The organism is Haloactinopolyspora alba (genome assembly GCF_003014555.1).
Classification (GTDB): Bacteria; Actinomycetota; Actinomycetes; order Jiangellales; family Jiangellaceae; genus Haloactinopolyspora; species Haloactinopolyspora alba.
In genome coordinates this window covers 23,233-45,465 of sequence record NZ_PYGE01000023.1, presented here as the reverse complement: position 1 = coordinate 45,465, position 22,233 = coordinate 23,233, and the positions used below count along the sequence as shown (strand labels likewise).

Annotated in this window: 20 protein-coding genes; 12 read left to right on the top strand and 8 right to left on the bottom strand. The window is 71.4% G+C overall.

Features of this window, described 5'->3' with window-relative positions:
- The first annotated feature begins 147 nt into the window (after positions 1-147).
- Positions 148-1,917, top strand: a complete 1,770-nt coding sequence (locus CLV30_RS22310) for a DEAD/DEAH box helicase (RefSeq protein WP_106539449.1) — start codon at positions 148-150, stop codon at positions 1,915-1,917.
- A gap of 30 nt (positions 1,918-1,947) precedes the next feature.
- Here CLV30_RS22310 and CLV30_RS22305 read toward each other — a convergent pair whose 3' ends face one another.
- Positions 1,948-3,480, bottom strand: coding sequence for a golvesin C-terminal-like domain-containing protein (locus CLV30_RS22305; RefSeq protein WP_106539448.1), 1,533 nt, complete (start codon positions 3,478-3,480; stop codon positions 1,948-1,950).
- Positions 3,481-3,833: 353 nt separating this feature from the next.
- Between CLV30_RS22305 and aceA the strand changes: the two genes are divergently transcribed.
- Positions 3,834-5,198, top strand: a complete 1,365-nt coding sequence (aceA, locus tag CLV30_RS22300; RefSeq protein ID WP_146154804.1) for an isocitrate lyase — start codon at positions 3,834-3,836, stop codon at positions 5,196-5,198.
- Between the two features lie 35 nt (positions 5,199-5,233).
- Positions 5,234-6,820 (top strand): malate synthase A, encoded by a 1,587-nt coding sequence (aceB, locus tag CLV30_RS22295; protein ID WP_106539484.1) that lies wholly within the window; start codon positions 5,234-5,236, stop codon positions 6,818-6,820.
- A 16-nt stretch (positions 6,821-6,836) separates the two neighbouring features.
- Here aceB and dhaM read toward each other — a convergent pair whose 3' ends face one another.
- The 3 genes from dhaM to dhaK are packed head-to-tail and all read right to left on the bottom strand — an operon-like array spanning position 6,837 to position 8,868.
- Complete coding sequence (dhaM, locus tag CLV30_RS22290) at positions 6,837-7,235, bottom strand: dihydroxyacetone kinase phosphoryl donor subunit DhaM (protein ID WP_106539447.1); 399 nt, start codon at positions 7,233-7,235, stop codon at positions 6,837-6,839.
- On the bottom strand, positions 7,232-7,873 hold the full coding sequence (gene dhaL / locus CLV30_RS22285) for a dihydroxyacetone kinase subunit DhaL (RefSeq protein ID WP_106539446.1): 642 nt from the start codon (positions 7,871-7,873) through the stop codon (positions 7,232-7,234). Before dhaL ends, dhaM begins: the two co-directional genes overlap by 4 nt.
- 2 nt (positions 7,874-7,875) lie before the next feature.
- Complete coding sequence (gene dhaK / locus CLV30_RS22280) at positions 7,876-8,868, bottom strand: dihydroxyacetone kinase subunit DhaK (RefSeq protein WP_106539445.1); 993 nt, start codon at positions 8,866-8,868, stop codon at positions 7,876-7,878.
- A gap of 158 nt (positions 8,869-9,026) precedes the next feature.
- Here dhaK and CLV30_RS22275 point away from each other — a divergent pair, with 158 nt between their 5' ends.
- Positions 9,027-9,656 (top strand): IclR family transcriptional regulator, encoded by a 630-nt coding sequence (locus CLV30_RS22275; RefSeq protein WP_106539444.1) that lies wholly within the window; start codon positions 9,027-9,029, stop codon positions 9,654-9,656.
- Between the two features lie 17 nt (positions 9,657-9,673).
- Here CLV30_RS22275 and CLV30_RS22270 read toward each other — a convergent pair whose 3' ends face one another.
- Positions 9,674-10,180: a hypothetical protein gene (locus CLV30_RS22270; protein WP_106539443.1), complete on the bottom strand. Its 507-nt coding sequence runs from the start codon at positions 10,178-10,180 to the stop codon at positions 9,674-9,676.
- A gap of 182 nt (positions 10,181-10,362) precedes the next feature.
- On the opposite strand from CLV30_RS22270, the gene CLV30_RS22265 reads away from it, so the two are divergent.
- Positions 10,363-11,850, top strand: a complete 1,488-nt coding sequence (locus CLV30_RS22265) for an FAD-dependent monooxygenase (protein ID WP_106539442.1) — start codon at positions 10,363-10,365, stop codon at positions 11,848-11,850.
- 5 nt (positions 11,851-11,855) lie between these two features.
- On the opposite strand, the gene CLV30_RS22260 is transcribed toward CLV30_RS22265, so the two are convergent.
- Both CLV30_RS22260 and CLV30_RS22255 read right to left on the bottom strand, forming a co-directional pair.
- On the bottom strand, positions 11,856-12,206 hold the full coding sequence (locus tag CLV30_RS22260; RefSeq protein ID WP_106539441.1) for a winged helix-turn-helix transcriptional regulator: 351 nt from the start codon (positions 12,204-12,206) through the stop codon (positions 11,856-11,858).
- A 130-nt stretch (positions 12,207-12,336) separates the two neighbouring features.
- The gene (locus tag CLV30_RS22255; RefSeq protein ID WP_106539440.1) at positions 12,337-12,810 is read right to left on the bottom strand and encodes an Lrp/AsnC family transcriptional regulator; all 474 of its coding nucleotides are present in this window, start codon (positions 12,808-12,810) and stop codon (positions 12,337-12,339) included.
- Between the two features lie 165 nt (positions 12,811-12,975).
- Here CLV30_RS22255 and hppD point away from each other — a divergent pair, with 165 nt between their 5' ends.
- The 3 genes from hppD (at position 12,976) to CLV30_RS22240 (ending at position 16,325) form a co-directional block, all read left to right on the top strand.
- Positions 12,976-14,190: a 4-hydroxyphenylpyruvate dioxygenase gene (gene hppD, locus CLV30_RS22250; RefSeq protein ID WP_106539439.1), complete on the top strand. Its 1,215-nt coding sequence runs from the start codon at positions 12,976-12,978 to the stop codon at positions 14,188-14,190.
- Between the two features lie 91 nt (positions 14,191-14,281).
- Positions 14,282-15,700, top strand: coding sequence for a M1 family metallopeptidase (locus tag CLV30_RS22245; RefSeq protein WP_106539438.1), 1,419 nt, complete (start codon positions 14,282-14,284; stop codon positions 15,698-15,700).
- A gap of 202 nt (positions 15,701-15,902) precedes the next feature.
- Entirely contained in the window at positions 15,903-16,325 is a 423-nt protein-coding gene (locus tag CLV30_RS22240) for a winged helix-turn-helix transcriptional regulator (protein ID WP_106539437.1), read from the top strand.
- Between the two features lie 14 nt (positions 16,326-16,339).
- Here the strand turns inward: CLV30_RS22240 and CLV30_RS22235 are convergent, their stop codons facing one another.
- Positions 16,340-17,041, bottom strand: coding sequence for a DsbA family oxidoreductase (locus CLV30_RS22235; RefSeq protein ID WP_106539436.1), 702 nt, complete (start codon positions 17,039-17,041; stop codon positions 16,340-16,342).
- A 141-nt stretch (positions 17,042-17,182) separates the two neighbouring features.
- On the opposite strand from CLV30_RS22235, the gene CLV30_RS22230 reads away from it, so the two are divergent.
- The 4 genes from CLV30_RS22230 (at position 17,183) to CLV30_RS22215 (ending at position 22,222) form a co-directional block, all read left to right on the top strand.
- The gene (locus CLV30_RS22230; protein ID WP_106539435.1) at positions 17,183-17,638 is read left to right on the top strand and encodes an ArsR/SmtB family transcription factor; all 456 of its coding nucleotides are present in this window, start codon (positions 17,183-17,185) and stop codon (positions 17,636-17,638) included.
- Positions 17,638-18,570, top strand: a complete 933-nt coding sequence (locus tag CLV30_RS22225) for a cation diffusion facilitator family transporter (RefSeq protein ID WP_106539434.1) — start codon at positions 17,638-17,640, stop codon at positions 18,568-18,570. Before CLV30_RS22230 ends, CLV30_RS22225 begins: the two co-directional genes overlap by 1 nt.
- Before the next feature lie 126 nt (positions 18,571-18,696).
- Positions 18,697-20,946: an FtsX-like permease family protein gene (locus tag CLV30_RS22220; RefSeq protein ID WP_106539433.1), complete on the top strand. Its 2,250-nt coding sequence runs from the start codon at positions 18,697-18,699 to the stop codon at positions 20,944-20,946.
- Positions 20,947-21,022: 76 nt separating this feature from the next.
- Positions 21,023-22,222 carry a low temperature requirement protein A gene (locus CLV30_RS22215; protein ID WP_106539432.1) on the top strand — a complete coding sequence of 400 codons (1,200 nt, stop codon included), beginning with the start codon at positions 21,023-21,025 and terminating at the stop codon, positions 22,220-22,222.
- Positions 22,223-22,233 lie beyond the last annotated feature (11 nt).

Below are 22,233 nucleotides of genomic sequence, written 5' to 3'. Positions count from 1 at the left end.
TGCGCGTCGCGTCGCGTCCTGTCGGACCTCGCCGTTAGGCTCGATGTGGGTTGCCCGGTCAGCGCCGGTTCGGCGTGCGCCGGGCACGTGCGCGTCGCAGCGTTGCCGCGGGTCCAGTGTCCTGACGTCGAGCTTCACGGGAGATGTGTGAGCACTTCGGCCGCCGAACACCTGCCACCTGCCTATCCGGCCCGCGCCCCGCGGGGAACCGCGGGGCGGTTGCGTGCCTGGCAGCAGACCGCACTGGACGACTATCTGGAACGTGACCCGCGCGACTACCTGGCGGTGGCGACCCCCGGCGCCGGGAAGACGACGTTCGCGCTGCGCGTGGCCGCGGAGCTGCTCGCACGCAAGGTGGTGCACCAGCTGACCATCGTCGCGCCCACCGAACACCTCAAGCGGCAGTGGGCCGACGCCGCCGCCAAGGTCGGCATCACCGTCGACCCCGCCTTCACCGGGAAGACCGGGCGCACCAGCCGCGACTACACCGGCGTGGCCGTCACCTACGCCGGCGTCGCGGCGCACCCCATGCTGCACCGGGCCCGGTGCGAGAACCGGCGCACGCTGGTGATCCTGGACGAGGTGCACCATGCGGGCGACTCGTTGTCCTGGGGCGAGGCCACCCGCGAGGCGTTCGAGCCGGCCGCGCGCCGTCTCTCGCTCACCGGCACGCCGTTCCGTTCCGACGTCAACCCGATCCCGTTCGTCACCTACGCCGACGCCGGCGACGGCGTGCCGCGCAGCGTCGCCGACCATTCCTACGGCTACGCCGAAGCGCTGCGTGACGGGGTCGTGCGCCCGGTGCTGTTCCTCGCGTACTCCGGACAGATGAGCTGGCGCACCCGTGCCGGCGACGAGGTCAGCGCGCAGCTCGGCGCCCCGCTGCCGAAGGACGTCACCGCTCAGGCGTGGCGGACCGCCCTCGACCCGAACGGCGACTGGATCCCGTCGGTGCTCCGTGCCGCCGACACCCGCCTCACCGAGGTGCGCCGGCACGTCCCCGACGCCGGAGGGCTGGTCATCGCCAGCGACCAGGAGGCCGCCCGCGCGTACGCCAAGCTGCTCGGCCGCATCAGCGGCGAGCGCGCCACCGTCGTCGTCTCCGACGAGGCCCGCGCATCGAAGAAGATCGCCGAGTTCGCCGAAGGCGACAGCCGCTGGATGGTCGCGGTCCGGATGGTCTCCGAGGGTGTCGACGTGCCGCGGCTCGCGGTGGGCGTGTACGCGACGGCCACCCAGACACCGCTGTTCTTCGCCCAGGCCGTCGGCCGGTTCGTGCGGGTGCGCAAGAGGGGCGAGACCGCGTCGATCTTCCTGCCGACGGTGCCGTCGCTGCTGTCCTACGCCGGCGAGATGGAGACCTCGCGCGACCACGTGCTCGGCAATCCGAAGGCCGACGAGGACGACGCGGTGGCGGCGGACGAAGCCCTGATGGCCGCGGCGCAGCGTGAGGATCCGTCCACGGACGAGCAGGGGCCGTTCGAGGCTCTCGGGTCGGACGCCTCGTTCGACCGGGTGCTCTACGACGGCGGCGAGTTCGGCTCGCAGGCGCAGGCCGGGTCGGAAGAGGAGGCCGACTATCTCGGCATTCCCGGCCTGCTCGAGCCCGACCAGGTCGCCGCCCTGCTCCGGCGCCGTCAGGCCGAGCAGCAGGAGGCCGAGCGGGCCCGGACGTCGGCGCCGGCCGACGCCGCACCCGGCGGCAACGGCGAGCCGGTCTACGAGCAGGTGGCGATGCTCCGGCGGGAGCTGAACGGCCTGGTCGGCGCGTGGCACCACCGCACCGGCAAGCCACACGGCGTCATCCACACCGAACTGCGCAAGACCTGCGGCGGACCACCCGCGGCGATGGCGACCGCGGAAGAGATCCAGCAGCGCATCGACACCATCCGCGCGTGGGCACTGGCCCGGGAATAGCCACACGGTGAAGCGGGATACCGCCCCGCCTCAGTCGAGCGAGCTGATCCGGACCGCGTCGGCCTCGATGGAACCGGAGGTCGACGTCCACCGGCTCACGCCGACGACGGGCCGGTTGCCCTGTTCGAGGGTGAACGTGCCCAGCCCGACCCAGCGGCCGCCGCCACTGCGCTGGTCGACGTAGACGGACTGGAACCCGCTGGGCGTCGAGACGAGGTGCGGCGAGCGTGAGTTGTTGCCCGGGTCCTCCGGGTACCAGACCTGGACCCGGTAGTCGGCGGTCTCGGGAATGTCCGCGTGGAACCACGCCACGTCGCTGGACAGCACCGGCTGCGCATGGTGGTGGGTGGAGCCGTACTGGCCGGGGGCCGACGCCGACACCCAGTTCGAGCTGGCCTCGAACGCCGGGCTGTCGTTGTCGACGACGACGCTCCAGGACGGCGAGCCGCCGTCGCCGCGGACGTAGTCCATGTACTTCGCCCAGTCCCAGTGCGGCCCGGGGTCGGTGTGCGTGGCTCCGGGAGCCTCGCTGTGCGCGATGATGTGCGTGCGGTCCAGCGGGATGCCGTACTGGACGCACACGTGCCGCGTCAGTGCCGCGGATGCCCGGTACATCGCCTCGGTGTACCAGGACGGGTCGTCGACCCAGCCCTCGTGCTCGATGCCGATCGAGCGGTTGTTGTAGTTGCCGACGTGCCAGGCCACGTCGGCGTGGCGCACCATCTGCGTCACCTCGCCGTCGGAGGAGCGGACGACGTAGTGCGCGGAGACGTTGGAGCTGGGGTTCTGGAACCACGAGATGCAGCCGGCGTAGGAGCCCTGCACGGTGTGGACGACGACCCGGTCGATCGCGTAGTCGGACGGCCGGTTCTCGTCGCGGTAGTTGCTGGAGTGCGCGGCGACCCAGCGTGCCGGCGGGTAGTCCGCGCTCATCGGCCGCATCCGCTGCTCGACGGTTCGGACGTCGCGGAACGCGCCGAGTCTGGGACGGACGTCGTGCGCACGCATCCGCAGCGACTCGCCCGGGCGGTGCACGGACAGCCCGCTCTCGAGGACGCGGTACACGGCGTCGGCCTCCAGCCGTGCGACGGCGGGGTCGGAGTGCCCGGAGTAGCGGGCCAATGGCTCGTACCAGGCGCCGACGTCACGGCGGTCGGCGGTGCCCAGACCGGCTGCGTCCGCGAGGGAGCGCAGCAGCGCCGCGGCACCGTCGACGTTGGCCGCCGGATCGGTGCGCAGCGCCCGTGCGGACCTGCCGGTGAGCTCGGCTGCCCGTCCGAGCGTGTCCGTGCCCGCGCCACGGACCAGTTGCATGACGCCGTGGCCGCCGTACGCGCTCGGCGCGCCGCCGTGACCGTTGACGTGCGTGACGGTGTGTGCAAGTGCGAGCAGGACGTCGCGGGGCACGCCGTGGCGCGCAGCGGCGGCGGAGAACGCCCTGCCGAGGTTCGCCGCCGGTCCGATGCGGTTCCCGGCAGCGTTTGCTGCGGTGGTGACCACGGGTGTCGCGGCCAGTGCGACGCCCGTGGCGAGGACGGTACGGCGGCTGGGGGTGGGGGTCACGGTCGGTCCAATCTGTCGGCCGAGCGCCAGACGAGCTGGCCGTGTCACGCCAAAACCTACCGTTGGTTTGTGCGTCTGTCACCAGAATCAAGGAGAATGTCCGGTTAACTGGCCCGGCTGCCGTCAATCGTTGCGTTCCGGCTCTGGGGCACGGTGTGAACATCATGCCGCCACAGCGACATCGGCTCCACACCGTACGGACCGAAGAGGCAACCGGGCAGCATTCAGTCTGGGTGAACTTCCTGAGAAATTCAGTCGAGTTCACGGTGGTTCGGTCTGCGTCGGACCACCCATGGTGTCGTCAACCGACAGTTCACTGTGCGAGGCACAGGTTGGAACGGAGGACCGACACGATGTACGACACCTTGACCGACACCGTGCGCGACACCGTGCGCGACACCCGGCAGCACGCCGACGAGGCGGCCGAGCTCGCCCATGCGTGGTCCACCGACCCGCGCTGGGCCGGGATCGAGCGCACCTACAGCGCCGAGGACGTCGTGCGGCTGCGCGGCACCGTGCGGGAGGAGCACACGCTCGCCCGCCGCGGCGCGGAACGGCTCTGGCGCATGTTGCACGACGACGACTATGTCGCCGCCCTCGGCGCCATCACCGGGAATCAGGCGGTGCAGATGGTGCGGGCCGGCCTTCGCGCGATCTACCTGTCCGGGTGGCAGGTGGCCGCCGACGGCAACACGTCCGGGCAGACCTACCCGGACCAGAGCCTCTACCCGGTCGACTCGGTGCCGACGGTGGTGCGGCGGATCAACAACGCGTTGCTGCGGGCCGACGAGATCACCTGCTCCGAGGGCGAGCCCTCCAGCGTGGACTGGCTGGCGCCCGTCGTCGCCGACGCCGAAGCCGGGTTCGGTGGCCCGCTCAACGCGTTCGAGCTGGCCAAGGCGCTGATCACGGCCGGAGCGGCCGGCGTGCACTACGAGGACCAGCTGGCCGCGGAGAAGAAGTGCGGGCACCTCGGCGGCAAGGTGCTGGTGCCCACGTCACAGCACATCCGCACGTTGAACGCCGCCCGCCTGGCCGCGGACGTGTCCGGCGTGCCGACCGTCGTCGTGGCCCGCACCGACGCGCTCGCCGCGACGCTGATCACCAGCGACGTCGACCCGGCGGACCAGCCGTTCCTGACCGGCGAGCGCACGGCCGAGGGGTTCCACCGGGTGCGCGCCGGAGTCGAGCCGGTGATCGCCCGCGCGCTGGCCTACGCGCCGTACGCGGACCTGCTGTGGGTCGAGACCGGCACGCCGGACCTGGAACTCGCCGGGCAGGTCGCCGAGGCGGTGCACGCGCGATACCCGGGCAAGATGCTGGCGTACAACTGCTCGCCGTCGTTCAACTGGAAGGCGAACCTCGACGACGCGACCATCGCCCGGTTCCAGCGCGAGCTCGCCGCGATGGGCTACCGGTTCCAGTTCATCACCCTGGCCGGCTTCCACCAGCTCAACCACGGCATGTTCGAGCTGGCGCGGGGCTTCGCCGAGTCCGGGATGAGCGCCTACGTGGACCTGCAGGAGAAGGAGTTCGCTGCGCAGGCGCACGGGTACACGGCCACCAGGCACCAGCGCGAGGTCGGTACCGGATACTTCGACCTGGTCTCCGCGGCGATCAACCCCGAGGCCGGCACGCTGGCACTGCACGGCTCGACCGAGGAGGAGCAGTTCCACGTCGGCGACGACGGCGGAGCGGGAAGTGGAGCGCGGCGATGACGACGATGACGATGACGACGACCGGCACTGCGCCGATGCGGGCCATGCCGTCCGCGCTGGCGGTGCCCCGCCAGGAGGAGATCCTCACGCCGGAGGCGCTGGACTTCCTCACCCAGTTGCACCTGCACTTCGCCGGCCGCCGCGCCGACCTGCTGGCCGAGCGGCGGCGCCGGCGGCAGCGGATCGCCGACGGCGCCGACCCGGATTTCCGGCCGGAGACACGCGGCATCCGGGAGGACCCGAACTGGCAGGTGGCGCCGCCGGCGCCCGGCCTGGCGGACCGGCGGGTGGAAATCACCGGGCCCACCGAACAGAAGATGACCGTCAACGCGCTGAACTCCGGTGCGAAGGTCTGGCTGGCCGACCTCGAGGACGCGAACACGCCGCACGTCGGCAACGTCGTCGGCGGGCAGCTGAACCTGTACGACGCGATCCGCCGGCAGATCGACTTCACCAGCGCCGAGGGCAAGCGCTACGAACTGGGGGAGTCGACACCGACCATCGTGATGCGCCCGCGCGGCTGGCACCTGACGGACAAGCACCTGGGCATCGGCCGTGAGGTCGCCGTCGCCGGGCTGGTGGACTTCGGGCTGTACTTCTTCCACAACGCGCGCGAACTCCTCCACCGTGGCAGCGGCCCGTACTTCTACCTGCCGAAGCTGGAGAACCACCTCGAGGCCAGGCTGTGGAACGACGTGTTCGTCTTCGCCCAGGAGGCGCTCGGCCTGCCGCGCGGGACCATCCGGGCGACCGTGCTCATCGAGACGGTCCCGGCCGCGTTCGAGATGGAGGAGATCCTCTACGAGCTACGTGAGCACTCGGCCGGGCTGAACGCCGGGCGGTGGGACTACATCTTCAGCCTGATCAAGAACTTCCGCACCCGCGGCGAGCGGTTCGTGCTGCCGGACCGCTCCGCGGTCACCATGACGGTGCCGTTCATGCGCGCCTACACCGAGCTGCTGGTGCGTACCTGCCATCGTCGCGGCGCGCACGCCATCGGCGGGATGTCCGCGTTCATCCCGTCGAAGGATCCGCAGGTCAACGAGACGGTCGACGCCAAGGTGCGTGCGGACAAGCAGCGCGAGGCCGACGACGGCTTCGACGGGTCGTGGGTGGCACACCCCGGCATGGTCGGCACCGTCCGCGAGATCTTCGACGGCGTGCTGGGAACGCGCCCGAACCAGCTCGACCGTTCCCGCGAGGACGTCGAGGTCACCACGGCCGACCTGCTCGACGTGGCCTCGACACCGGGCTCGGTCACCGAGGCGGGGCTGCGGACCAACGTCGCGGTGGCGCTGCGCTACCTGGAGGCCTGGCTCGGCGGCCGCGGTGCGGTCGCGATCTTCGGGTTGATGGAGGACGCCGCGACGGCCGAGATCTCGCGGTCGCAGGTCTGGCAGTGGATCCGGGCCGGGACCGAACTCGACGACGGGTCCGTCGTCACCCGCCCGCTGGTGGAGCGGATCGTCGCCGAGGAGACGGGCACGCTACTGGCCGAGGCGGGCGACGACGAGGGCCGAGCGACGCGAGTGGAGCACGCCCGGGCGCTGTTCGAGCAGGTCGCACTGGGCACGGAGTACCCGTCGTTCCTCACCGTGCCGGCCTACGCGAACTACGTGTGATCAGCGGCCGGGCCGGTCAGAGCTTGCGCATCGCCCACGCGTCCTCGGCGGCACGGACGACGGCGTCGAGATCCTGACCGGTCGACGCCAGCACCGAGGCCGCGACGGCGCCCTCGACGAACGGGGCGTCGGCCAGCCGGACCGCGGGTCCGTCGTCATCGTCCTCGAGCTCGGTCAGCAGCGTCTTCGCCGTCAGCACCGAACTGCCCATGTCCATCACCACGCACACGCCGTCGCCCCCGTCGGCATCGCCCACCGCGGCCTGGATGAGCTCGATGCTCGTGCCGAACCGGCCGTCGTCGGTGCCGCCGGCGGGGGCGATGGTGACGTCGGTACCGGCCAGCGAGCCGGCCATCTCCGCGGTGGCGCCCGCGAGCTCCGGGCTGTGCGAGACCAGCACGATCCCGACGCTCATGCCGCATCCTCCGTCGTGACCTCGGCGAGTGCACGCAGCACGAGCGTCGTCGAGGCGGCCCCCGGGTCCTCGTGCCCGACGCTGCGAGCGCCGAGGTAGCTCGCCCGGCCCTTGCGGGCCTGCAACGGCACGGTCGCGGCGAGACCCTCTTCGGCCGCGTCGGCCGCTGCGCGCGCCGCTGCGCCGAGGTCGGCGCCGTCGTCCACGGCGTCGCGGAAGGCGGCGACGGCCGGGGCCAGGGCGTCGATCATCGTCTTGTCGCCCTCGGCGGCCTCACCGAGCTCGCGGATGCCGTCCAGCATGGCCTGCAGCGCCTCCGCCACGGCGGCCGGCTCGGCCTGCTCGGCCTCGCCGAGCGCCTTGCCCGCCTTGCGCAGTCCGGTGCCGTACAGCGGACCGGACGCGCCGCCGGTCTTGGCGACCAGCGACCGGCCGGCCGCCACGAGCACGGCGCCAGGGGTGGCCGGCGGCTTCTCGGCGAACGACGCGGTCGCCGCGGCCAGGCCGCGGGTCATGTTCGCACCGTGATCGCCGTCGCCGACCGCGGCGTCCAGCGAGGTGAGTCTGGCCTCGTCCGCGCGCACGTCGTCGGCGGCCCGGGTGATCCAGGCCACCGCGGTCCGGGTGTCGAGGTTCATGCTCACCGACCCCACCGCAGCGCGGGCGTCTCGACCGGGGCGTCCCAGAGCCGGACCAGCTCGTCGTCGAGCGCGGTGACGGTGATCGAGAAGCCCGCCTGGTCGAGGCTGGTGATGTAGTTGCCCACGAGGTTGCGGGTGACGGTGGCTCCGTGCCCCTCGAGCCAGTCGACCGCTTCGGCGTAGGCGCCGTACAGCTCGATCAGCGGGGTGCCGCCCTGGCCGTTGAGCAGTACCAGCACGTCGCCGCCGACGGGCCGGTCGGCGTTGATGGCCTCGAGGGCGTAGGCGACGAGGTCGCGCACCGGCGCCATCGAGCCGCGTTCGCGTCCCGGTTCGCCGTGGATGCCGACACCGAGCTCGACCTCGTCCGGGCCGAGCTCGAACCCGGGCGTGCCCGCGGCCGGGACGGTGCCGGCGTGCAGCGCGATGCCGAACGAGCGGGAGCGGTCGTTCACCTCCGTGACCAGGCGCGTCACCGCGTCGAGGTCGGCGCCCTGTGCCGCTGCCGCACCGGCGATCTTCTCCGCCACCACGGTGGCGCCGGTGCCGCGCCGGCCCGCAGTGAAGGTGGAGTCCTCGACCGCGGTGTCGTCGTTCATGACGACGGCGCTGACCCGGATGTCCTCGTCCTCCGCCAGCTCCGCCGCCATCCGGAAGTTCAGGACGTCGCCGGTGTAGTTCTTCACGATGTGCAACACGCCGGCGCCGCCGTCCGCGGCTTTCGTCGCGGCGAGGATCTGGTCGGGTACCGGGGAGGTGTAGATCTCGCCGGGCACGGCGGCGTCGAGCATGCCAGGACCGACGTAGCCGCCGTGCAGCGGCTCGTGGCCGGACCCGCCACCGGAGACCAGCCCGACCTTGCCCTGTGCGGCGCCGCCGGCGCGGGAGATCACCCGGGTGTCGTGGTCGACGGACAGGGCCGGGTGGGCCGCGGCCATGCCGCGCAGCGCGTCGGCGATCACGGAGTCGGGGGAGTTGATCAGCTTCTTCATTGACGGCTCCAACGTTCCCGAGACGAGCGACTGGACCCGGCACGACAGACGTGCGGGCTGGTTGACACAGTACGCGTTCCACGGGACCCCGGTGCAGCCCGAATCCGATGTCGGCGTCGTTCGGCCTCGCCGGGCTGTGCGGGCTCTAGGGTTGTGCCGTGGTGGAGATCTCGCAGACACTCGATCGCGGACTGCGCTTGCTCGAGGTGCTGTCCGAGTCCGCCGGCGGGCTCAGTGTGGCGGAGGCGTCCACGGTCCTCGGCGTGAACCGGACCATCGTCTATCGGCTGCTGGCAACCCTGGAACAGCACGGCTTGGTGCGTCGGGCCAGCAACGGCCGGTTCTCGGTGGGGTTCGGGGTGCTGTCGCTGGCCGGCAGCGTGCACCCGTGGCTGCGGCACGTGGCCCAGCCGGTGCTGCGCTCGCTGGCCGAAGAGATCGGCGCGACGGCTCACCTGACCATCGCCGACGGGGTGGAGGCCCTGGCGGTGGCGGTCGTCGAACCCACCCGGACGGACTTCCACGTCGCCTACCGCATCGGTTCGCGGCACCCCCTCGAACGCGGCGCGGCCGGGCGGGCGATCCTGTCGGCCCGGGTCGGGCAGCCCGCTTACGCGACGTCGACCGGGGAGCTCGAGGCCGGTGCCCAGGGAGTCGCCGCGCCGGTGGTGGCCGTCCCCGGCGTCGAGGCGAGCATCGGCGTGATCGCGCTCGGCGACCTCGACGCCGACGTCGTCGGTCCGCAGACGATGCGCGCCGCGGAGGAGCTGACCCGCAGGCTGACCTGACCTCGTGCGGGGCCGGGTCAGCTCACGGTCACCGCGACCGGGTCGGAGACCACACTGGAGTCGTCCTTGCGGACCACCCGGAAGCTGTTCTCGCCGGACTGGCCGGTCTGCACCCAGGTGGAGAACGTGCCGTCGGAGTTGGTGGTGATGGGCGTGCTCAACGAGAACGTCTTCCACTCACCGCCGTCGACGCTGCGCTGCAACCTCAGCACGACACCCTCCTTGGCCGGCTCGATGCTGCCGGTGAGGTCGATGCGTTCGCTCGTGGTGACCGACTGTGGATCGGCGGCCAGGGTCAGTCCCGTCTCGGGGCTGGACTCGTTCTCGGTCGGTTCACCACCGTCGCCCTCCGGCTGTGTGCTGGCGTCGGTGCCGGAGCCGTCTGTCGAGGACTCGGTGGTCGGTTCGTTGCCGGACGCCGTCTGTTCGGACTCGGTGCCGATGTAGGCGCCGCCCGCGAATCCGATGATCGCGGCTGTGATGAGGCTGGCGGCGAGCGCGCCGCCCGAGGCTCGACTGGACATCGGACATATTCAACCCCGACACCCCGGGGTCGAAGCAAGCGGGCCCACCACAACGTCAGTTGATGACCAGCAGTGATGCATGCTGTGGCGATAGAGTTCGTGCTCGTGGTCCGGGGTCGGCGGATGTCCGCACGGGCGGTGAGTACGGTGCTCCATAGAGTGGGCAGCCAGGAAGGATCACGATGAACAACGCATCGGACCAGGTAGCGGACGTTCTCGTCGTCGGCGCCGGTCCGACGGGCCTGTTGCTGGCCGGCGACCTGGCGGCCGCCGGCGTGTCGTGCACCGTGCTGGAGCGCCGTGCCGACGAGTCGAACCTCACCCGCGCGTTCGCGGTGCACGCGCGGACCCTCGAGCTGCTGGACGCGCGCGGCGTGGCCGACGCGCTGGTGTCGTCCGGGAACCGGGTCGACAGGCTGAACCTGTTCGGCGGTGTCGAGGTCGACCTGTCCGGGCTGCCCACCCGGTTCCCGTTCGTGCTCGTCACGCCGCAGTACGTGACCGAGGCGGTGCTACGCGAGCGTGCGGTGGCCGCCGGGGCGCGCATCGTCGACGGCGCCGAGGTCGACGGACTGCACCAGGACGACGAGGGTGTCCGGGCGCGGTTCCGGGCACCGGACGGCGCTCGTGGTGTCGCGCGGTCGACCTACCTGGTCGGCGCCGACGGGGCCCACAGCACGGTCCGGAACGCGCTCGGGCTGGCCTTCCCCGGCGAGGCGGCGGTGCAGTCGGTGATGCTCGCGGACGTGCTGCTGGCCGAGCCGCCGACGGACGTGCTGGTCGTGGGGTCCGGCGAGGACGGATTCGCGTTCGTCGCCCCGTTCGGCGACGGGTGGTACCGCGTCATCGCGTGGGACCGGCACCGGCAGGTCGCCGACGACGTCCCGGTGTCGCTGGACGAGGTCCGCGACGTCACGACCCGGGTGCTCGGCACCGACCACGGCATGCACGACGCGCGCTGGCTGTCCCGGTTCCACAGCGACGAGCGGCTGGTGCCGTGGTACCGCGTCGGGCGGACGTTCCTCGCCGGCGACGCCGCGCACGTCCACTCGCCGGCCGGCGGTCAGGGCATGAACATCGGGCTGCAGGACGCGGCGAACCTGGGCTGGAAGCTGGTGGCAGCCCTGCACGGGTGGGCCGCGCCGGGTCTGCTCGACAGCTACCACGGCGAGCGGCACCCGGTGGGCCGCAGCGTGGTGCAGGGCAGCGGCACGTTGCTGCGCATGGCCCTGCTCGGTCCGGCGCCGTTGCGCGCCGTCCGCAACGCCGCCGGCTCCGCGGTGGCGCGGATCGGCCCGATCGAGCGCAAGGCGGGCGAGTTCGTCTCCGGGCTGGCCATCGCCTATCCGCGGCCGCGCGGTGAGCACTCGCTGGTCGGGTCGCGGGTTCCGGACGTCACGGTGGTGGGGCCGGACGGTGCCGGCCGCCTCTACGAGCGGTTGCGCGACGGCCGGTTCGTACTGCTGACCGGCCAGGACCATCACGGGCTCATCGAGCCGTGGGCGGACCGGGTGAACGTGGTGACGACCGTCGACCGCTCGCAGGGGCTGACGCTGGTCCGGCCCGACGGTTACGTCGCGTGGGCCACCGACACCAAGGAGTCGATCCGCCGCGACGTGGAGGTGCGTGCCGCGCTGATCGCGTGGTGCGGGCCGCCGGCGTCCGGCTGACGGCGTCAGTCGTGCTGCGGGTGGCGGGTGGCGACGATGCGGTCCATGTGCTGCTCACCCCACTCGCCCAGCGGTTTCAGCGAGTCGTTCAGTGACGTCCCGAAGTCGGTCAGCGAGTATTCGACCTTCGGCGGCACCTGGTGGTGCACCTCGCGATGGACGATGTCGTCGGACTCGAGCTCACGCAGCTGCTGGATCAGCATCTTCTCGGTGATGCCCGGCACCAGGCGTTTGAGCTCGCCGAAGCGCTGCGGACCGGTGTGCAGCGCCCACAGGATCAGCACCTTCCACTTGCCGCCGATGACGTCGATGGCGGCGTCGATACCGCAGGTGTAGGGGCGTGGCTGACGCTGCACGATACCTCCTCACTGACATTCTGGTAAGTACCTGACTTCAAAGTCGGTACTTGTCGATCGTACGGCGTGGTCGGAGGACGGTTCCATCAGCATCCACGAGGCGATCATCCAGCCCGGCTGAGGCCCCCGGTCAGGGGTCGCGGGTGCCTACCGCGTCGTGGACCAGCGGCAGCACCCGCGGCCCCACCACGGTCGACAGGGCGATCAGGGTGCTGGTGCGGACGATGTCGGCGTCGCCGACCAGGTCGTCGATGACCCGCTGGAGGTCGTCGTTGTCGCGGGCGACGATGCGGCACAGCAGGTCACCCTGGCCGGTGATGGTGTGCACCTCGAGCACCTCTGGGATGCGGCCCAGATGCGCCGCGACCGACTCGCGGGCGCCCTGGCGGATCTCCAGAGAGGCGAAGGCGGTGATCCGGTAGCCGAACGCCGCGGGGTCGATGGTGGGCGCGAGGCTGGCGATGACGCCGTCGGCGCGCAGTCTGTCCAGCCGCGCCTGCACGGTTCCCCGCGCCACGCCGAGCCGGCGCGAGGCCTCCAGGACACCGACGCGGGGGGCTTCGGTGAAAAGCGTGATGATCCGTGCGTCGAGATCGTCGATCATCGGTCCCCGCGATGGTGTCAACAGTGGTCAACATGTGTGCTGATTGCGGCTTGCAGCTGTTCAGACAGTACACCGTGACCAGCCTCACGAGCGACACTTGCTCACCGTCGGCGAGCGCGGCACAGTCCGTTGCATCGCCCCCCGACACGATCCAGGAGGCCGGTCATGACCACCGCCGATTCGACCCGTTCGCTGACCCCGGAGGAACGCGCCGCCGACCTCGAGTTCGACCAGCTCAAACAGCTCGTCGGGCTGGTGGAGTACGACGAGACCACGGACCCGTTCCCGGTGACGGCCATGGACGCGATCGTGTTCGTCGCGGGTAACGCCACCCAGGCCGCGCACTTCTACCAGTCGGCGTTCGGTATGGAGCTCGTCGCGTACGCCGGCCCCGAGACCGGCACCCGCGACCACAAGGCCTACGTCCTGCGCAGCGGCTCCGCCCGGTTCGTGCTCAAGGGCGGCGTCGCGCCGGACAGCCCGCTGCTGGACCACCACCGGCGCCACGGCGACGGCGTCGTCGATCTCGCGCTCGAGGTGCGCGACGTCGACGCGTGCGTCGAGCACGCCCGAGCGCAGGGCGCCACCGTGCTGGACGAGCCGCACGACGTGTCCGACGAGCACGGCACCGTCCGGATGGCGGCCATCGCGACCTACGGCGAGACCCGGCACTCGCTGATCGACCGGTCGCGGTACTCCGGGCCGTACCTGCCGGGGTACCAGCCGAAGACGTCGACGTTCGTCAAGCGCGAGGGCGCCCCGAAGCGGCTGTTCCAGGCGATCGACCACTGCGTCGGCAACGTCGAGCTGGGCCAGATGGACTACTGGGTGAACTGGTACCGCAAGGTCATGGGCTTCGCGAACATGGCCGAGTTCGTCGGTGACGACATCGCCACCGAGTACTCCGCGCTGATGTCCAAGGTCGTGGCCAACGGCAACCACCGGGTGAAGTTCCCGCTGAACGAGCCCGCCGTCGGGAAGAAGAAGTCGCAGATCGACGAGTACCTGGAGTACTACGGGCAGGCCGGCTGCCAGCACATCGCGCTGGCGACCAACGACATCCTGCGCACGGTCGACGCGATGCGCGCCGAGGGCGTCGATTTCCTCGCCACGCCGGACGCCTACTACGAGGACCCGGAGCTGCGCGAGCGCATCGGCACGGTCCGCGTTCCGGTCGAGGAGCTGAAGAAGCGCGGGGTCCTGGTCGACCGGGACGAGGACGGCTACCTGCTGCAGATCTTCACCAAGCCGATCGGCGACCGGCCCACCGTGTTCTACGAGCTCATCGAGCGCCACGGGTCGCTCGGCTTCGGCAAGGGGAACTTCAAGGCGCTGTTCCAGTCGATCGAGCGCGAGCAGGAGCGCCGCGGCAACCTCTGACCCGGCAGGGGAATGGGGGGAGAGACGGTTCCCTTCCGGCGGCGGCCTCGCTACTGTGTCGACGTCGAGCCGACTCGTCGGAGGGGGCGCCATGCGCGGCATCAGAGCATTCGGTTCGGTCCTGTTCGCCGTGGCGGTGGTGGCCGGGTCGCCCGGCGCCGGCGTGGCCGCGCCGGGCGAGCCCGGGGTGCCGCGGTTCGGTCCCGGCGACGACGGCGCGGGCGACCCGTATTTCCCGCTGGCCGGTAACGGCGGCTACGACGTCACCCACTACGACCTCGACATCGACTATCAGCCGCCGGATCCAGCGCCGGCGCCGCTCGAGGGGACGATGCAGGCGGTGGCGACGTTGTCGGTCACGCCGACCGAGAACCTCGACCAGTTCAACCTCGACCTGCGCGGACTCGAGGTCGAGTCGGTCGTCGTCCGCGGCCGGCCCGCGCGGTTCACGCGCGACGACGGCGAGCTCGTGGTGACGCCGCGCCCGAAGATGCACGCGGGCCGGCCGGTTCAGGTCGAGGTCACCTATGGCGGCACCACCGGGCGGCCCACCGACATCGAGGGCGCCCTGTACGGCTGGGTGACCACGCGCGACGGCGCGATGGTCGCCAACGAGCCCGAGGGCGCCTCCACCTGGTACCCGGTCAGCGACCACCCGACCGACAAGGCGACCTACGACTTCGAGATCACGGTGCCCGAAGGGCTGGTCGCGGTGGCCAACGGCGAGCTGGTGGGCTCGCGGACGTCGGACGGGACGACGACCTGGACGTGGTCGTCCACCGAACCGATGGCCAGCTACCTGTCCACGGCGTCGGTCGGCAACTACGAGCTGCGCACATCCACGACGCCCGACGGCCTGCCGCTGATCGACGCGATCGACCGCGACCTGGCGCCGGAGGCGTCGGCCGGGCTGGCGCAGACGGCGGAGATGGTCGAGTTCTTCGAGGGCGAGTTCGGCCCGTACCCGTTCGGCTCGTACGGCGCCATCGTCGACGACGACAGCATCGGCTACGCGCTGGAGACGCAGACCCGCCCGATCTACTCGCGCCGGGCGAACGAGGGCACCGTCGCGCACGAGCTCGCGCACCAGTGGATGGGCAACTCCGTCAGTCCCGAGCGGTGGGGCGACATCTGGCTGAACGAGGGCTGGGCGACCTACGCCAGCTGGATCTGGGCCGAGCACGACGGCGGGGACACGGCGCAGCAGAGCTTTGACGACGTCATGGCCATCCCGGCCGACGACGATTTCTGGCAGACGGTCGTCGCCGATCCGGGACCCACCGGGCTGTTCGCCGGCGCCGTCTACAGCCGCGGTGCGGCGACGCTGTACGCGTTGCGGCAGCGCATCGGCGAGCAGGCGTTCGGCGAGCTGTCCCGCCAGTGGCCGGCGCGTTTCGCGGACTCGACCGCGACGACGGCGGACTTCGAGGCCCTGGCCGAGGAGATGTCGGGGCAGGACCTCGGCGCGTTCTTCGACACCTGGATCCACTCGCCGGGCAAACCCACCTGAGCTTCTGACGCCGCCTACCCCGCATGGGGCGGCTACTGGTTCTGAGACGGGTGACACAGCGGGCAATAATTGCCGTCCATGTCACGCCCCGGAACACGAAGCAGGTTGGCTGCCTGAGCGCGTGCGTTCAGGGGCTCGCTGTGGTGCCGGTTGGTGTTACATACTGGTAGTGCGGTTGCACACCAGATGAAGGGCAAGTGGGATGGCGTCAGCGCGACAGATCAGTGGTCCGTGCCAGGCGTGGCCGGAAGACAGCGCCTTCATCCGTGAGGTGCTCGATCGCATCGGTGACAAGTGGACGATGTTGATCATCAGCACCCTGAGTGCCGGCTCGCTGCGCTACTCCGACGTGCAGGCGAGCATCCCCGGGATCTCCCAGCGGATGCTGACCCAGACGCTCAAGCACCTCGAACGCGACGGACTGATCACGCGGACCGCGTACGCCGAGGTCCCGCCGCGAGTGGAGTACGAGCTGACGGATCTCGGCCGGTCCCTGATGGATGCGGTGACGGCGATGGCCGAATGGGCCGCCACCCACCACGGCGAGATCGCCAGCAACCGCGCCGCCAGCGCGCTGACCGGAGTCGGCCGGGGCAAGGCCCCGGTCAGCGCGCCGGCGGGCTGACCCGTCGGTGGCGCTCATCGCTGCGTAGCGTCGGGCACCTCGCCGGTGGCGTTCTCGTTCCCGGCCACCTGTTCCAGCAACTGGGCGTAGGCAGGGACCTTCTGGGCGCCCGGGGCGCCCACCCGGCGGTCGAGGACGACGAACGGGACGCCGTTCGCGCCCAGCTCCAGGGCCTCGTTGCGGTCGGCGTGCACGCGGTCGGCGTACTCGTCGCTCGCGAGGATCTCGTGGACTCGCCGCCCGTCCAGCCCGACCGACTCCGCGAGGCCTGCGAGGGCGTCCGGGTCGTGGGGGTTGAGGGTGCCGGTGAAGAAGCCGTCCTGGACCTTGGAGAAGAACTCGAACCCGCGGCCCTGGTCGTTGGCGTACTGGACCACGCGGTGCAGGGCGAACGTGTTGGCGTTCAGGCGGTCCGGTGTGTACTCGAGTCCCTCCTTGCGTGCGATGGTCTGCATCTGGCGCTCGGCCCGGAGGAGGTCGGCGGCGGTGCCGCCGTGCGTACGGATGTAGCTCTCCTCGTTCTTCTCCGGCTCCTGCGGCGCACCCGGGTCCAGCTGGAAGGACCGCATCACGATCTCGAACCGGTCCGCGTCCGGACGTTGCGTGATCGCGGTCTGGAGCCGGTGTTTTGCGACGTAGCACCACGGGCAGCCCAGGTCGGCCCACACCTCGATGGTGACCTTCGACCCTTCGGGTTGCGTTGCCTGCTCAGCCATCTTCCTCACCTCACTGGTAGTGCGTAACACCATCATGAGTGGGTACGAGATGGGTTACAAAAGGCACTTTGAAGTGCGTCAGTGCCCGCGGACGGGTTCGAGGCTTGACGTGGGATCGCAAACGGCCGCTATCATCGGCATATGACGATGAATCGGACGGCGCTGGACGGACCGGCCGTGATGCTCTTCCACAGCCTCGCGGACCCGGCCCGGCTGGCGATCCTGCGGCTGCTGGCCGACGGCGAGCGCCGGGTGGTCGACCTCACGGCTGAGCTGGGCTTGGCCCAGTCGACCGTCTCCGGGCACCTGGCATGCCTGCGCTCGGCCGGACTGGTGGAAGCCCACCCGCACGGCCGGGCCACGTTCTACGTGCTGGCGAACTCCGAGTTGTGGGGTTTGATGGCCGCGGCGGAGAAGGCGCTCGGCGTCTCGGGCACCACGGTCGAGTTGTGTCCGGAGCATCATCGTCCGGCGGCGGTGACGTGCGGATCGTCGGTACACGGTTGCCTGGCCCACGCCGAGCACGGACGTGAGCCGCACGAGCATCCGGGCACGCACCCAGCCCCGCACCCGGCCACACATCCTGGGAGGCACTGATGGGGGCCGGTCACGGGCACGGCCTGGGTGAGGGCCGGCCGGTCACCGCCGCTCAGGCACATCGCCGGCGGATGGTCGCGGTGCTCGCGATCATCGTCGTGATCCTGACCGTCGAGGTCGTCGGCGCCGTCCTCTCCGGCTCGCTGGCGTTGTTCGCCGACGCCGGGCACATGCTGGCCGACGGGTTCGGCGTCGCGCTCGCACTGCTGGCGACGGTCATCGCCGCCCGGCCGGCCACCGCGCGGACCACGTTCGGGCTGCAGCGCGCGGAGATCCTCGCGGCGTTGACCAACGGTGTCGTCGTCGCCGTCATCGGCGGCTTCGCGATCGTCGGTGGTGTCCGCAGGCTGATCGATCCGGGCGAGGTCGACAGCGGCCTCATGCTGCTGGTGGCCGTGGTCGGTCTGCTCGGCAACCTCGCTGCCCTGCTGCTGTTGCGCAGCGGCCAGCGCGACAGCCTCAACGTCCGCGGGGCCTACCTCGAGGTCCTCGGCGACACGCTCGGCTCGGTCGCGGTGGTCGGCGCCGCGGTGGTGATCATGACCACCGGGTACCTCCGCGCCGACGCGGTCGCGTCGATCCTGATCGGGCTGATGATTCTGCCCCGCGCGTGGTCGCTGCTGCGCGACGTCGTCACGGTGCTGCTCGAGGCCACGCCCAAGGGCGTCGACCTCGAGGACGTCCGTCAGCACCTGCTCGAGGCGCCGGGCGTCGTCGACGTCCACGACCTGCACGCGTGGACGATCACCAGCGGCGTGCCGGTGCTGTCCGCGCACGTGGTGGTCACTGACACCGCCGCGGCGGACTGCGGGACCGGCGCCGTCCTGGACGGCCTGCACGAATGCCTCGCCGGGCACTTCGACATCGAGCACAGCACCTTCCAGATCGAGCCCGAGGGCCACGTCGAGCACGAGCACGCCAGCCACGCCTGACCCGTCGCGGTGGGGGTGGCCCCACCCGAACTGGCTGGTCAGCACCATGGGCCGGGCGTGCCGGGCTCCGTAGCGTCGTTCCCGACGATCGCGCACCCGGCGCGGCACGAGCATGGAGCGACTCCCGTGATCACTCTGGCCCTGCGCTCGATGCGCTTCCGCGTTGGCGCGTTCACCGCCGCGTTCGTCACGATGGTCCTGGGCGCGGCGATCGTCATGGCCTGCGGCGGGTTGATGGAGACGGGGATCCGCACCGCGGTGCCTCCGCAGCGGCTGGCCGACGCCGATGTCGTCGTCGCCGGTGACCAGCGTTATCAGGTTCCCGACTCGGACGAGACGGCGGTGCTGGCCGAGCGGGTCCGGCTGGACGCGGACCTGGTCGACGTCCTCGCCGGCGTCGCGGGCGTGGCCGGCGTCGAGGGCCACGTGCTCGACGACGGCACCCCCGCGGGCGCGTTCGACGCTGTCGGCGTCGCCGCCGACGACGGGACGGACGTGGCCACGGTGCGGGCACACGTCGACGAGGCGCTGGGCGAGCGCGCCGCGACCACGTACGTGGGCGACGACCGGGGCCGGGTCGAGGTGCCCAGCGCCGAAGCCAGCCAGGAGGAGCTCATCTCGCTGGCCGGCGTGTTCGGCGGCTGGGCCGTCATCGCGTCGATGTTCGGGGTGGCCTCGATGCTCGCGCTGTCGGTGCAGCAGCGCCGCCGCGAGCTCGCGTTGCTGCGAGCGGTCGGCGCCACGCCGGGGCAGTTGCGGCGGATGGTTCTGGGAGAGGCGCTGATCCTCGCGGTCGTCGCCACCGCGCTGGCCTGGTTCCCGGGGACGCTGCTCGGCGAGTTCCTGTTCGAGCGGATGGTCGACGCCGGCGTCGTCCCCGAGGGCGTGGCGTTCCGCCAGGGCTGGATCCCGACGGTCGTCGCCGTCGGCGCCGCGGTGTTCGCAGCGGTGGGCGGGGCTCTGGCCGCGGGCCGGCGGGCGGCCGGCACCCGGCCGGTCGAGGCGCTGGCGCAGGCGTCGCTGGAGGGCAGGGCGATGGGCACGTCCCGCGCACTGTTCGGCGCGCTGTTCCTCGCCGGCGGCCTCGCGCTCGGCATCGTCACCGTCACGGTCATGAGCGGGCCGCTGACGTCGAGTACGGCCGGTCCGGCCGTGTTCCTGTGGGCGGTCGGCCTGGCACTGCTCGGCCCTGTGCTGACCCGGATGCTGACAGCGGTCCTGCAGTGGCCGGTGCGTGCCCTGTCCGGGCTCTCCGGGCACCTGGCGGTGCTCAACGCCCGGGGCCGGGTCGCGCGGACCGCCGCGGTCGTCGCGCCGGTCATCCTGCTCACCGGTGTCGCCACCGGCACGCTGTACCTGCAGACCACCGAGGAGCGCGCCGCCAGGGACGAGTTCGTGGAGGGGTTCGTCGCCGACGCCGTCGTGACCGTGCCGGACGGTGCCGACCCCGGACTGGTGGGCCGGTTGCGCGAGGTGCCCGGCGTCGCGGCGGCGTCCGAGCACGTGCGCAGCACCGCGTTCGTCGAGGAGCCGCACGACCCGGCGCAGGGCGAGGACGGATGGACGGTGCAGGGCGTGAGCGCTGCCGGTGCCGCCGGCACGACGCCGGTGAGCGTGTCCGCCGGTGCCCTGACCGACCTGCGCGGCGACACGGTCGCGCTGGAGGACGAGCACGCCCGCGGGCTCGAGGTCGGGGTCGGGGACTCCGTCACGGTGCGCCTCGGCGACAACGCGACACGCGAGCTGCGGGTGGCCGCCGTGTTCGCCGCCGACGAGGACTACGACACGATGCTCGTCCCGGCCCGGACCCTGGCGCGGCACACGACCGACGGCCGGGCGGAGGAGATCCTCGTGGCGGCCGGGCCGGGCGCGGACGGCGAGCGCATGGTGACGAAGCTGGACGCGCTGACCGGGGACGTTCCCGGCGCCCGGGTGTCCGACCGGGACGCGTTGTTCGACGCGCACGCCGAGCAGCAGCACACCATGGCGTTCGCCAACTACACGCTCGTCGCCATGATCGTCGCGTACGCGGCGATCTCGATGGTCAACACGCTCGTCTCGAGCGCCGGTGCCCGGCGCCGCGAGTTCGGGCTGCAGCGGCTGACCGGGGCGACGCGGGCGCAGGTGCTGCGGATGCTCGGCCTGGAGGGTGTGCTGGTCGCCGGTGTCGGAGTCGTCCTGGGCACGGTGGCGGCAGCCGCGACGCTCGTGCCGTTCAGCGTGGCACGGACCGGTTCGGCGGCGCCGTCGGGACCGGTGCTGATCTACGTGACCGTCGTCGCCGCCGCGTTCGTCCTGACGTTGGCCGCGACGCTGCTGCCCGCGTGGCGAGCGATGCGGGGACGTCCCGCCGAGGCCGCTGCCGCGGCGGACTGATCGCCGTCCCGGGCGGCGGATCCGGCCGACGTGTGCGATTCTGCTGGGCGACCAACGGCAGAGGGAGCACTGATCCATGAGTGAGACGGCGCCGGTCGGCCGGTTCGCCTCCGTACTGACCCGACCCGAGAGCGGGCCGCGCAGATCCGAGGTCGGCCCGATCGAGCTGTTCTTCGACCTCGTCTACGTGTTCGCGATCATCCAGATCTCGCACACGCTGCTCGCCGACCCGACCTGGTCCGGTGCCGCCCAGGTCGGCGTGCTGTACCTGGCCGTGTGGTGGGCGTGGAACTACACGGCGTGGGCGATGAACTGGCTCGACCCGCGTAACGGATGGGTGCGGCTGTTCAATGCCGTGCTCATGCTGGCCGGGCTCGGCATGGCGCTGGCGCTGCCGCACGCGTTCGACGAGGACGGCCTGCTGTTCGCGGGGTGCTTCGTGTTCGCGCAGCTCCTGCGCCCGCTGTTCATGATGTACGCGGCGCGCGGCAAGCAGCTCGGCCGCAACTACCTGCACCTGTTCACGTGGAGCGCGGTCGCCGGTGTGCTGTGGATCGTCGGCGCGCTGGCGCCCGAGGACGCGCGGCTGTGGGTGTGGCTGCTGGCGCTGGCCATCGACTACCTGGCGCCGCGCGCGGACTTCCGCGTGCCCGGGCTCGGTTCGGCGCCGATGAGCACGTGGCCGGTGGACGCCGAACACCTCGCTGAGCGGAACCGGCTGGTGTTCATCATCGCGCTCGGCGAGTCCATCCTGATCATGGGCTTCACGCTGTCCGAGCTGGACGTGATCAGCACCAGCGCGGTGGTGGTCACGATCCTCGGCTTCGTCGGGCTGCTGGTGCAGTGGTGGAACTACTTCGCCATCGCCGGGCCGGAGGTGGCCGACCACAGCGGGGAGCGGGGCGAGACCCGTGTGCTGCGCTCGGCGTTCGCGTACGCGCACTCGGTCATGGTCGCGGGTGCGATCGTCGTGGCCGTCTCGATCGAGCTGCGGACGACGCACGATCACCTCGACGGTCCGATGGTCCTGACCACCGTCGGGGGACCGCTGCTCTATCTGGTGGGCAACGTGCTCTACCTGCGGTCACGCACCGGCCAAGTCGCCCGGTCGCGTTACATCGCCGGCGGGCTGCTGGTTCTCGTCGGCGTGCTGACCTACGCGGCCCGCGACGAGCTGGAGCCGTTCGCCCTCGGTCTGTCGACCGTGCTCGTCATGGTCGGTCTCGCCGTCTACACCCAGCGCATGAGCAGTCGGCCCGCGTCCGCTCCCCGATGATCATCGGCACT

Bases quoted from the DNA above. Each gene is read 5' to 3' on its own strand.
- CLV30_RS22245 (WP_106539438.1), top strand. From the start codon at position 14,282: ATGCGCGGCATCAGAGCATTCGGTTCGGTCCTGTTCGCCGTGGCGGTG.
- aceA (WP_146154804.1), top strand. From the start codon at position 3,834: ATGTACGACACCTTGACCGACACCGTGCGCGACACCGTGCGCGACACC.
- dhaK (WP_106539445.1), bottom strand. From the start codon at position 8,868: ATGAAGAAGCTGATCAACTCCCCCGACTCCGTGATCGCCGACGCGCTG.
- aceB (WP_106539484.1), top strand. From the start codon at position 5,234: ATGCGGGCCATGCCGTCCGCGCTGGCGGTGCCCCGCCAGGAGGAGATC.
- CLV30_RS22230 (WP_106539435.1), top strand. From the start codon at position 17,183: ATGACGATGAATCGGACGGCGCTGGACGGACCGGCCGTGATGCTCTTC.
- CLV30_RS22255 (WP_106539440.1), bottom strand. From the start codon at position 12,810: ATGATCGACGATCTCGACGCACGGATCATCACGCTTTTCACCGAAGCC.
- dhaM (WP_106539447.1), bottom strand. From the start codon at position 7,235: ATGAGCGTCGGGATCGTGCTGGTCTCGCACAGCCCGGAGCTCGCGGGC.
- CLV30_RS22215 (WP_106539432.1), top strand. From the start codon at position 21,023: ATGAGTGAGACGGCGCCGGTCGGCCGGTTCGCCTCCGTACTGACCCGA.
- CLV30_RS22240 (WP_106539437.1), top strand. From the start codon at position 15,903: ATGGCGTCAGCGCGACAGATCAGTGGTCCGTGCCAGGCGTGGCCGGAA.
- CLV30_RS22225 (WP_106539434.1), top strand. From the start codon at position 17,638: ATGGGGGCCGGTCACGGGCACGGCCTGGGTGAGGGCCGGCCGGTCACC.
- hppD (WP_106539439.1), top strand. From the start codon at position 12,976: ATGACCACCGCCGATTCGACCCGTTCGCTGACCCCGGAGGAACGCGCC.
- CLV30_RS22270 (WP_106539443.1), bottom strand. From the start codon at position 10,180: ATGTCCAGTCGAGCCTCGGGCGGCGCGCTCGCCGCCAGCCTCATCACA.
- CLV30_RS22265 (WP_106539442.1), top strand. From the start codon at position 10,363: ATGAACAACGCATCGGACCAGGTAGCGGACGTTCTCGTCGTCGGCGCC.
- CLV30_RS22235 (WP_106539436.1), bottom strand. From the start codon at position 17,041: ATGGCTGAGCAGGCAACGCAACCCGAAGGGTCGAAGGTCACCATCGAG.
- dhaL (WP_106539446.1), bottom strand. From the start codon at position 7,873: ATGAACCTCGACACCCGGACCGCGGTGGCCTGGATCACCCGGGCCGCC.